At 64.6% G+C, this 9,281-nt stretch carries 13 protein-coding genes; 2 read left to right on the top strand and 11 right to left on the bottom strand.

What is annotated here, in order from left to right; all coding sequences use genetic code 11:
* The 11 genes from MOV75_RS16725 to MOV75_RS16675 all read right to left on the bottom strand — a co-directional run.
* Positions 1 to 233: hypothetical protein (locus MOV75_RS16725; RefSeq protein WP_247006219.1), on the bottom strand; the 233-nt coding region annotated here is incomplete at its 3' end.
* A 101-nt stretch (positions 234 to 334) separates the two neighbouring features.
* The gene (locus tag MOV75_RS16720; protein WP_246926933.1) at positions 335 to 1,051 is read right to left on the bottom strand and encodes an MgtC/SapB family protein; all 717 of its coding nucleotides are present in this window, start codon (positions 1,049 to 1,051) and stop codon (positions 335 to 337) included.
* A 146-nt stretch (positions 1,052 to 1,197) separates the two neighbouring features.
* Complete coding sequence (locus MOV75_RS16715) at positions 1,198 to 2,217, bottom strand: WD40 repeat domain-containing protein (protein WP_246926930.1); 1,020 nt, start codon at positions 2,215 to 2,217, stop codon at positions 1,198 to 1,200.
* The gene (locus MOV75_RS16710; RefSeq protein WP_246926927.1) at positions 2,217 to 3,263 is read right to left on the bottom strand and encodes a GTP-binding protein; all 1,047 of its coding nucleotides are present in this window, start codon (positions 3,261 to 3,263) and stop codon (positions 2,217 to 2,219) included. Before MOV75_RS16710 ends, MOV75_RS16715 begins: the two co-directional genes overlap by 1 nt.
* Before the next feature lie 53 nt (positions 3,264 to 3,316).
* Complete coding sequence (locus tag MOV75_RS16705) at positions 3,317 to 4,180, bottom strand: metal ABC transporter substrate-binding protein (protein WP_246926925.1); 864 nt, start codon at positions 4,178 to 4,180, stop codon at positions 3,317 to 3,319.
* 2 nt (positions 4,181 to 4,182) lie between these two features.
* Positions 4,183 to 5,052, bottom strand: coding sequence for a metal ABC transporter permease (locus MOV75_RS16700; RefSeq protein WP_246926922.1), 870 nt, complete (start codon positions 5,050 to 5,052; stop codon positions 4,183 to 4,185).
* A 6-nt stretch (positions 5,053 to 5,058) separates the two neighbouring features.
* Complete coding sequence (locus MOV75_RS16695) at positions 5,059 to 5,811, bottom strand: metal ABC transporter ATP-binding protein (protein WP_246926909.1); 753 nt, start codon at positions 5,809 to 5,811, stop codon at positions 5,059 to 5,061.
* A 2-nt stretch (positions 5,812 to 5,813) separates the two neighbouring features.
* On the bottom strand, positions 5,814 to 6,062 hold the full coding sequence (locus tag MOV75_RS16690; protein ID WP_246926906.1) for a hypothetical protein: 249 nt from the start codon (positions 6,060 to 6,062) through the stop codon (positions 5,814 to 5,816).
* A gap of 92 nt (positions 6,063 to 6,154) precedes the next feature.
* Positions 6,155 to 6,655 (bottom strand): hypothetical protein, encoded by a 501-nt coding sequence (locus tag MOV75_RS16685; protein WP_246926903.1) that lies wholly within the window; start codon positions 6,653 to 6,655, stop codon positions 6,155 to 6,157.
* Positions 6,652 to 7,263 carry a permease gene (locus tag MOV75_RS16680; RefSeq protein ID WP_246926900.1) on the bottom strand — a complete coding sequence of 204 codons (612 nt, stop codon included), beginning with the start codon at positions 7,261 to 7,263 and terminating at the stop codon, positions 6,652 to 6,654. The genes MOV75_RS16685 and MOV75_RS16680 overlap by 4 nt, the downstream gene beginning before the upstream one ends.
* A 260-nt stretch (positions 7,264 to 7,523) precedes the next feature.
* Positions 7,524 to 8,120, bottom strand: coding sequence for a superoxide dismutase (locus tag MOV75_RS16675; protein ID WP_246926897.1), 597 nt, complete (start codon positions 8,118 to 8,120; stop codon positions 7,524 to 7,526).
* 243 nt (positions 8,121 to 8,363) lie between these two features.
* Here MOV75_RS16675 and MOV75_RS16670 point away from each other — a divergent pair, with 243 nt between their 5' ends.
* Positions 8,364 to 8,891, top strand: a complete 528-nt coding sequence (locus MOV75_RS16670; RefSeq protein WP_246926893.1) for a GNAT family N-acetyltransferase — start codon at positions 8,364 to 8,366, stop codon at positions 8,889 to 8,891.
* An 84-nt stretch (positions 8,892 to 8,975) separates the two neighbouring features.
* The coding region (locus tag MOV75_RS16665) for an MATE family efflux transporter (protein ID WP_247006217.1) at positions 8,976 to 9,281 on the top strand (306 nt) is incomplete at its 3' end.

Below are 9,281 nucleotides of genomic sequence, written 5' to 3'. Positions count from 1 at the left end.
CTATGGCGCGGCGTGGTCGGCCGGTCGCCGCCGGGCTTGGATTCCGCGGGCGTCTTGCCCTGATCGTCGGATGGTGTGCCCTGGAGCGGCGGTGTTGCCTGCGCCAGTTCCATCCGGCTCTGGGCTCGGATTTGCGCCAGCGACATCCCCGACACCACGACGCCTGCTGCGAACAGCGAACAGGCGATCATGAGGTCGCGTTTCAGTCTGCGCTTGTCATATTGGCCGGGCATGTCGATCACCGCCTTTGTCCGCGGGATCAACGAATTTGGCCAGTTGCGGTTCCGTGGCCGGCAAGACGGGAACCGAACCCCTGCGCGCCAAAACGCCGCGCTCACTCGGTGGTGCTGACTTCCCAGGTGGCGTGGCGCACGCCGGGCAGATGCTGGAGATCCGTCGCCACCGCGTTCAGTTCGTTCGGATCGACTGCTGTCGCGACCAGCTTTGCGACGACCTCGATCAGATCGTCCCCTGTCTCGACCACGTCGATATCGGCCACCGGATACTTTGCGCCCTCGAGCTTCTCGACGAGACGGTCGCGCATGTCGGGCAAGGCGTCGGCGGCAACCGCGAGCTTGAAATAATAGGTCGCCTCCAGCGCCTTCTCGTTGAGCGGGATGCGGTTGATGGCGTTGACCAGCGGGCGCAGCATCGTGTTGCCTGCGATGACGAACACGGTCAGCGCCGCGGCCTGCGCGATCATGTCGGCCCCAGCGCAGGAGCCGACCGCGGCCGAGGCCCACAGCGTCGCAGCGGTATTGAGGCCGCGGACGTCCATGCCCTGCTTCATGATGACGCCGGCCCCTAAGAAGCCGATGCCCGAAACGACATAGGCAATCACCCGCACCGCGCCATCGGCACCGTCCAGCTGCATGGCGAGATCAACGAAAGCGGCGGCGCCGACCGCGACCAGCACATTTGTGCGCAGGCCCGCGGTGCGCTGGCGATATTGCCGCTCCGCGCCGATCAGCGTGCCCAGCACAAAGGCCGTGGTCAGGCTGACCAGCGTGTCCGCGAAGTCGGCAAGCTGGAAGGTGGTCAAAAACCGCATGTGTTCGCGCCGCCGTCTCAGAGATGCGGTAGGGTGGGCAAAGGCGCGCTCTTCGCGCGACGTGCCCACCATTTTTGTTTCTCAGAGAGATGGTGGGCTCGGCGCAAGTGCGCCTTTGCCCACCCTACGGCCGGAACCATGACAGATTAAAGCTCCAGCAGGCCGCCGTCCCCATTTTCATCGGCAAACGCCAGCAGCGTGCCTTTCGCATTCCAGGCCATCGCGGCCACAGGCGGGGTGCCGTTGCGGCGGACGAGGATCTCCGCGCCGTCCTCCAGCCGCACCATCAGCACGGTGCCGTCGCTGTAGCCGGCGGCGAGGATGTCGTTCTTCGGATGGCAGGCGACCGCCGCCACGCGCGCCTGCAGCGGTGCGAGCATCGCGGGCTCCTTGCCCATCGGACCGTCCTTGCTGCCGAACGGCCATATGATGACAGTGTCGGCACCCGAGGTCGCCAACCCCTTGCCGCCCGCGCTCCAGGACATCGAGCGGACGCGGCCGGGATAGCCTGTCATGCGCATGTGCCTGTTGTCGGCGAGCCGCCAGCCGTGCAACGCCGCCTCGTGCATCGTCGTGACCAGGAACTTGTTGTCCGGGCTGAAGGTGACGCCGAGATGCGAGCCGGCCCAGGGCAGGAATTCGGCTGATCCTTCCATGTTCGGAAACCACAGCGTCGCGCCGTTGTAATGCGCGATCGCAAGCCGCAGCCCCTTCGGCGCAAACGCAAGGCCGCCAACGGTCGAGGGCACCTCGAGCGACTTCTCCTCGGTCTTGCCGCTCTTGACGGTCGCGATCTTGCCGGCTGACCAGGCGAAGGCGCCGTCGGCGTGCACCGCCACGGCGTCGATCCAGCGCCGCTTCGGATCGGTGGCAAGAAGTGTCACCTCGCCCTTGGCGTCGAGCGAAACAACCTTGCCGTCGTCGCCGCCCATGACGAGACGCTTGCCGTCACTTGCGGTCGAGAGAATGCCGCCGCTGTGCACGGCGACATTGGTGATCTCGCCCTTGGCGTCGACGAACACGACGTTCTCCTCGCCGCCGACGAAGGCGGCGCGAGCGCCAAGGAAATGCACCGAGGTCACGCCCATGCCGAGCGCAACAGGCTTGACGCGGTCGGTGACGGAAACGATCGAGGCGGAATCGGGGGCCGGCGTAAACTCTTTCATCACGAGACGATGCAGCTCTCAAAACCCTTGCGGATCGCCTCTTCCGGCAATTCGCGGCCGATGAAGACGAGGCGGCTCTCGCGCGGCTCGCCCTCCTTCCACTTCCGCTGGTGGTTGCCCTCCAGCATCATGTGGACGCCCTGGAAGACGTAGCGGTCGTCATCGTCGTGGAAGGCGAGGATGCCCTTGGAGCGCAGGATCTTGCCGCCCTCGACCTGCACCAGGTTCTGGAGCCAGGGCATGAACACGTTGGGATCGAGCGGCTTGTCGGTCTTGAGCGACAGCGACTGCATGTCCTCGTCGTGATAGTGCTTCAGGCCGTGGCCGTGATCATGGTGGTGATGGTCGTGGCCATGGTGGTGATGATCATGGTCGTGGTCATGATCGTCGGCCTCGAGAAAATCGGGCTCGATGTCGAGGATGCGGTCGAGGTCGAAGGCGCCGCGATCGAGCACGTCGGCCAGCGCGACCGAGCAACGCTCGGTGCGATGGAGTTTCGCATAGGGGTTGATGCCGCGGATGCGGGCCTCGACCTCAGCGAGCTCGCCCTTGCTCACGAGATCGGTCTTGTTCAAAACGATGACGTCGGCAAAGGCGATCTGGTTCTTGGCCTCGGGCGCATCCTTGAGCCGGTCGGACAGCCATTTGGCATCGGCGACCGTCACGACCGCATCGAGGCGGGCGTTCTTCTGCACGTCCTCGTCGACGAAGAAGGTCTGAGCGACAGGCGCGGGATCGGCAAGGCCGGTGGTCTCGACGATGATGGCGTCGAACTTGCCCCTGCGCTTCATCAGGCCGTCCATGATGCGGACGAGGTCACCGCGCACCGTGCAGCAGATGCAGCCGTTGTTCATCTCGAACACTTCCTCATCGGCGCCGATGATGAGGTCGTTGTCGATGCCGATCTCGCCAAATTCGTTGACGATGACGGCGTATTTCTTACCGTGGTTCTCCGACAGGATACGGTTCAAAAGCGTGGTCTTGCCGGCGCCGAGATAGCCGGTCAGGACGGTCACGGGAATTTTGGAGGAGGTCGCTTCAGACATAAGAACTCCGACATCAGGCTTGTTCGCGCGACGCGAGGCGGGTGGCCCCTGCCCTAGTGGTCAAGCGCGCTGGTCAGCGCCTTTATATTGTGCCTGACCATGTCAATGTAAGTGGGTGCAGGCCCCTTTTCGCCTGTTAAACCGTCCGAAATCAGGGTCCCGCCGACCTTTGCGCCGGTCTCCGCCGCGATCCGCCGGATCAGGCGGTCGTCGCTGATATTCTCCAGGAACACGGCCGGGATTTTTTGGGCCTTGATCTGGCCGATGATGGCAGCGATGTCCCGCGCGCTGGGCTCGGTTTCGGTGGAGACGCCCAGGGGGGCGATGAACTGGATACCGTATTCGGCTGAAAAATAGCCGAAGGCGTCATGGGTCGAGATCACCTTGCGCCGTTCCGGCGGGATTTTGGCGATGGCCTCCCGGACCTCGCGGTCCAGCGTTTCGAGCTTTTCCAGATAGGCCTTGGTCTGGGCACCGAAGAATGGCGCGTCATCCGGACTGGCGGCAGCCAGCGCATTGGCGATATCAGTGACGTAGACCTTGGCGTTGGGGACCGATTGCCAGGCGTGGGGATCAGCGGCCGCCCCCAACTTCAGGGGCGTGATGCCGGCGCTCGCCGTCACGACCTTCGCCTTGCTGCCCGCAGATTGCACGAGACGCGGCAGCCAGCCCTCCAGCCCAAGCCCATTGACGATGACGAGCTTCGCCTCCGCGACCCGCTTCGCATCGGCTGGCGCCGCCGTGTAGACGTGGACGTCGCCGTCGGCACCGACCAGCGTCGTAACGCTGACCCGATCCCCCCCGACATTGCGGACGAAGTCGCCGAGGATCGAGAAGCTCGCGACGACGTCGAGCCGCTCCGCGGCATGGAGCGGCGAGGCGATCAGCAACAGCGCACAAAGCAGGATGATCCGCATCGTCACGCTTCCAGATGCCGGCCAGGAAACAATTGCTGGACGATACCGCCGACGCGGCCGAACAGGACGGAGACGATGTAGAGCACCGTCGCCACCAGAATGACCGCGGGACCTGACGGCACACGGGTCTGGAACGACAGCACGAGGCCAGCATAGCCCGAGACCGCGGCAGCAACGACAGCGATGCAGATCATGACGGTGAGATCACGCGACCAGAACCGCGCGATACCAGCCGGCAGGATCATCAGCCCGACCGCAAGCAAGGTGCCGAGGGCCTGAAAGCCGTTGACGAGGTTGATCACGACGAGCGCAAGGAAGGCGAGATGCGCAGGACCGCCGGCACGGCTGACGGTCCGCAGGAACAGGGGGTCGACGCTCTCGATCACCAGCGGGCGGTAGATCACGGCGAGCACCAGCAGCGTCACGGTGGCGTTGAAGGCCACCACCAGCAGCGTCTGGTCGTCCATCGCGAGGATGTTGCCGAACAGCACGTGCAGCAAATCGATATTGGTGCCCTTGATCGAGACGATGGTGACGCCGAGCGCCAGCGAGGCCAGATAGAAGGTCGCGAGCGAAGCGTCCTCCTTCAGCCCTGTCGAGCGCGCGACCACGCCGGCAAGGATCGCCACCGCAAAGCCGGCGATCAGGCCGCCCGCCGTCATCGCAAACAGATTGAGGCCGGAGAGCAGGAAACCGACCGCGGCTCCGGGCAGGATCGCATGCGCCATGGCGTCGCCGACGAGGCTCATCCGCCGCAGCATCAGGAACACGCCAATCGGCGCGCCGGCCAGCGACAGGGCGATCACGGCGGCAAGCGCCCGCCGCATGAACTCGAATTCGGTGAACGGGCCGATCAGCGCGTCATAGACCATCTGTGATCACGCCGCCCGCGAGCGTCCGTCCTCGGCGCAGGCCGTGGCACTGTCGTCAAAAGCCTCGCACATGCGCATCGCGACGAGCAGGTTCTCCGGCGTCAACACCTCCGCCGTCGGTCCCCATGCCACGGGGCCACGCGCCAGCACCAGCGTCTGGCTGAAATGGTTGCGCACCATCTCCATGTCGTGCAGCGCGGCGAGCACGGTGCGGCCCTCTCCTTGCCACTGCTTCACGAGCGCGAGCAGATCGGTCGTGGTCTTGCTGTCGATGGCGTTGAAGGGCTCGTCGAGCACGATGAGCGCAGCATCCTGAAGCAGCACGCGTGCGAACAGCACGCGCTGCATCTGGCCGCCCGAGAGGGTGCCGATCGGGCGGTTCTCGAAACCATTGAGGCCAACGGACGCGATCGCGCGCAAGATCTTCCCTCGCGCGGCCTTGCCGATGCCGCCAAACAGGCCGGCGTCGCGCCACAACCCGGTGCCGACGAAATCGAACACCGAGATCGGAAAGCTGCGGTCGATCTCCGCACTCTGCGGCAGATAGGCGATGTCCCTGCTATCAAGCCCGCCGAGATGGATGCTGCCGTCGAGGGGCTTGAGGATGCCGACGATGCCGCGCAGCAGGGTCGACTTGCCCGCGCCATTCGGGCCGATCACGGCGACCAGCGCGCCTCGTGCGACCTCGCCGTTGAGATGGTGCACGGCCGGGTGCCGGTCGTAACCAAGCGTGACGTTGCGGAATGCTAATTGTGCCACGGTCACCTCATCGCCAGGAAGACCACGCCCCAGAGCACGGCACAGACGGCGAGCGCGGCCACAACGCGCGCGGCCATGGTCATGCGCAGGATCGACCAGGGTGCCGCCTGGGCAGGATGCGGCGAGGCCGCATCGTGGACATGGGCGTGGGTGTGGTCGTGCCCATGCGAATGGCCGTGGTCATGGGAGTGACCTTGGGAATGGCCATGAGCATGGTCTTGATGGCGGGCGTGGGACGCGGCGGGAACCATGCCAAGACGTTATATTATAACATTACGCCTGTCCACGACCGCTGGCGTCATTCCGGGACGATGAAGCTGACATCAAAAGACGTTCACACCTGTCACGGCTTGCCGATCACCATCGCGATGCCGGCCGCCACGAAGGGGAATGGCACCGATACGGCGCAGCGGAACCAGACGAAACGGGCCGGCATGAACGGGATCTCCCACAGGATCACCCGCTGGAAGGCAAACAGGGCCCACGCGACGACGTAGGCGACCACCTGGGGCACCCCGCCGCCCGACTTCAGCGCCACCGTGCCGATCGAGAAGCCGATGACAGGTCCGCCCGGCGTGGCGGCACCGGCGACCACGGCGGATGCGACCCCGAGCCAGCCGCTGTCCGGCCCGAGCCAGCCTGTGATCACCTCCTGCGGGATGATGGCGGCGATGTAGCCGGAACCGATCACACCGAGCGCGATCCGCGGCACGATATTGATGAAATCCATCGAACCTTCGCGCAGTGAGGCCTTGAACACGGCCGGGCTGCGGCGGAAGGCGATCAGGCCGACGCCGAGGACCGAGCCCCACAGCAGGATGTCGATCAGAAGCGCCGCACTCACGTCTCGTCGCCCCTCCGCTCGGGCTTCGGATACATCCTGACGTAGACGAAGCGGCCGAGCGCGCCGGCGAGCACCGGCAGCGGCAGCGAGATGAGAATCCGCCACAGCGTGAAATCGGTGCCCATGATCGGGATTTCCCAGGCCACCGCCCGACCATAGCCAATCAGGGTCCAACTCACGACCATGGCAATGGTGGCGCCGAAATCGGCACCGACGGCGAGCAGCGCGCTCGCCACGGGATAAGCGGTGAAGGGACCGCCGGGCAGGATCGCGCCGAAGGCGGTGCCGATCAGTAGACCCATCAGCCCGGATTTCGGCCCGAGCGAGCGCGAAACCTTTTCGTGCGGCAGGATTTCCGAGATGAAGGCCCCGAGCAGGCAGCCCGCCAGCACGCGCGGCAGGATGCCTGAGAACAGCGAGAGATCGTGGGTCAGGATGTCGAGAACGCCGTCGGTACCGTCACGCCGCCAGACCAGCGTCGCGCTCACCGCCACCAGCGCGGCAATGATGATGGTCGACCAACCGATCGGCTTGCGGACTCGTCCCGGCCGCGGCTCGGACTCCGCGTCCTCGGCAGGCGCCGGGTTCTTCGGGGAAGGTTCTGACAACGGGTGTGGGTCGGCTCGAGGGTGATGCCCATCCTGATTAAGGGCACCACCGACACCATGCAAACAGTACAATGACAGACCCGTGCGCGCGCCGCGCAGGGCAATTCCGCACAGCAAAAAGGCGGCCGCTGATGCGCCCGCCTCTTTGTCATTCCGGGGCGGCGCGTCAGCGCCGAGCCCGGAATCCATCGGGCGTCAGCCCGAGTGGATAGATGGATTCCGGGGTCGCGCTTCGCGCGCCCCGGAATGACGGGTCCAGCTTACGCCTTCTCGAACAGGGACTCGACGTATTCCCAGTTCACGAGGTTCTCGACGAACGCCTTGAGATAATCAGGACGGCGGTTGCGATAGTCGATGTAGTAGGAGTGCTCCCAGACGTCGCAGCCGAGGATCGGGGTGGCGCCGTGCACCAGCGGATTCTCGCCGTTCGGGGTCTTGGAGATTTCGAGCTTGCCGTTCTTGACCTGGAGCCAGCACCAGCCGGAGCCGAACTGGCCGACGCCAGCCGCCTGGAAGTCGGTCTTGAACTTCTCGAAGCCACCGAGGTCTTCGTTGATCTTCTTCTCGAGCTTGCCCGGCAGCTTGGTGCCGCCGCCATTGGGCTTCATCCAGCTCCAGAAGTGGATGTGGTTGTAGTGCTGGCCGGCATTGTTGAACACCGCGGGGTTCTTGCCGAACGAGCCCTTGACGATCTCTTCAAGGGACTTGCCTTCCCATTCGGTCCCCTTGAGCGCGTTGTTGCCGTTGGTGACGTAGGCCTGATGATGCTTGTCGTGGTGGAATTCCAGCGTCTCCTTCGACATGAACTGGCCGAGGGCGTCATAGGCGTAAGAGAGTGGGGGCAGCGTAAAGGTCATGGGATGTTGTCCGCGACTGATGGGGAACTGGCTTAACGAGGACTCTTATAGAAGGTTCCAGGGCCGTTAAATACCGCCAATTTGCGAAAACGCGTGATGCGGCCGCTTGGCACGATTGCATAAAATCGGCGCAGACGGCGGACGATCACCCAGGCTAGGCCGGTCGCCGCAAAATATCATTGCCTTTGAAGCGGTTATGACAGAACGAATGCACCGCGAACCGAAGATGCAAGAGACGAAACCATGAGCGTTGAGATCGACATCCTGAACGGCGATGCCTCGTGGCCGATCGCGGAGCCGCTGCATCAGGCCGTTTGGGGACCGCATATGGTCGCCGGCAAGCCCTGGGCTCACGTCAAATGGGCCAATGCCGATCTGCGCGTGCTGATCGAGACGCCCGAAGACGGCCTGGTCTGCCATGTCGGCATCTACTTCCGCACCGTCACCTGGAACGGACAGAAGACGCATATCGGCGGCATCGGCGGGGTCTGCACCCGCGAAGACCGACGCGGCCGCGGCTACGCGACCCTGGCGATCGACGCGGCTGTGCACACCATGCGCGCCAACGAGGCGGTCCGCTTCGCATTGCTGTTCTGCGAGCCGCACAACACCGCGTTCTACGCGGCCCGGAGCTGGCTGCCATTCGAAGGCGAGGTCTATTGCGAGCAGCCGGAAGGGCGAATCCGGTTCACTCACATGGCGCCCTATGTCTTCAACATCGTCCGGGCGCCGACCTTGGGGACCATCGACCTATGCGGCCTGCCGTGGTGACCCCTGCGTGAGGTGAGGCTGCCGCTGGGGCCTACCTGCCCTTATAACATGTCGATCATCATCTAAAATTCCGTCCGGTGACAAATGACGATCGACGCCACCCTAGACGCCGCGCCGCCGCGTGCCCCGGTCGCCTCATCCATCGCCAGCCTGCTAACGGCGCCCATCCTGCCAACGCTGCTGCGGCTCGCGATTCCCAACATGCTCGCGATGGTCGGCAGCACGCTGGTTTCGATCGCCGAGACCTCCTATATCGGCCGGCTCGGCACCATTCCGCTCGCCGCGATCGCGCTGGTGTTTCCGTTCGCGATGCTGACGCAAATGATGAGCGCGGGCGCGATGGGCGGCGGCGTCTCCTCCGCGATCAGCCGCGCGCTCGGCGCAGGCGAT

Origin of the sequence: Bradyrhizobium sp. PRIMUS42 (assembly GCF_023006515.1) — a bacterium.
In the GTDB taxonomy this organism is placed as follows: Bacteria; Pseudomonadota; Alphaproteobacteria; order Rhizobiales; family Xanthobacteraceae; genus Bradyrhizobium.
Note: the sequence above shows the minus strand (reverse complement) of the source record. Positions and strands in the feature narration are given on the sequence as shown.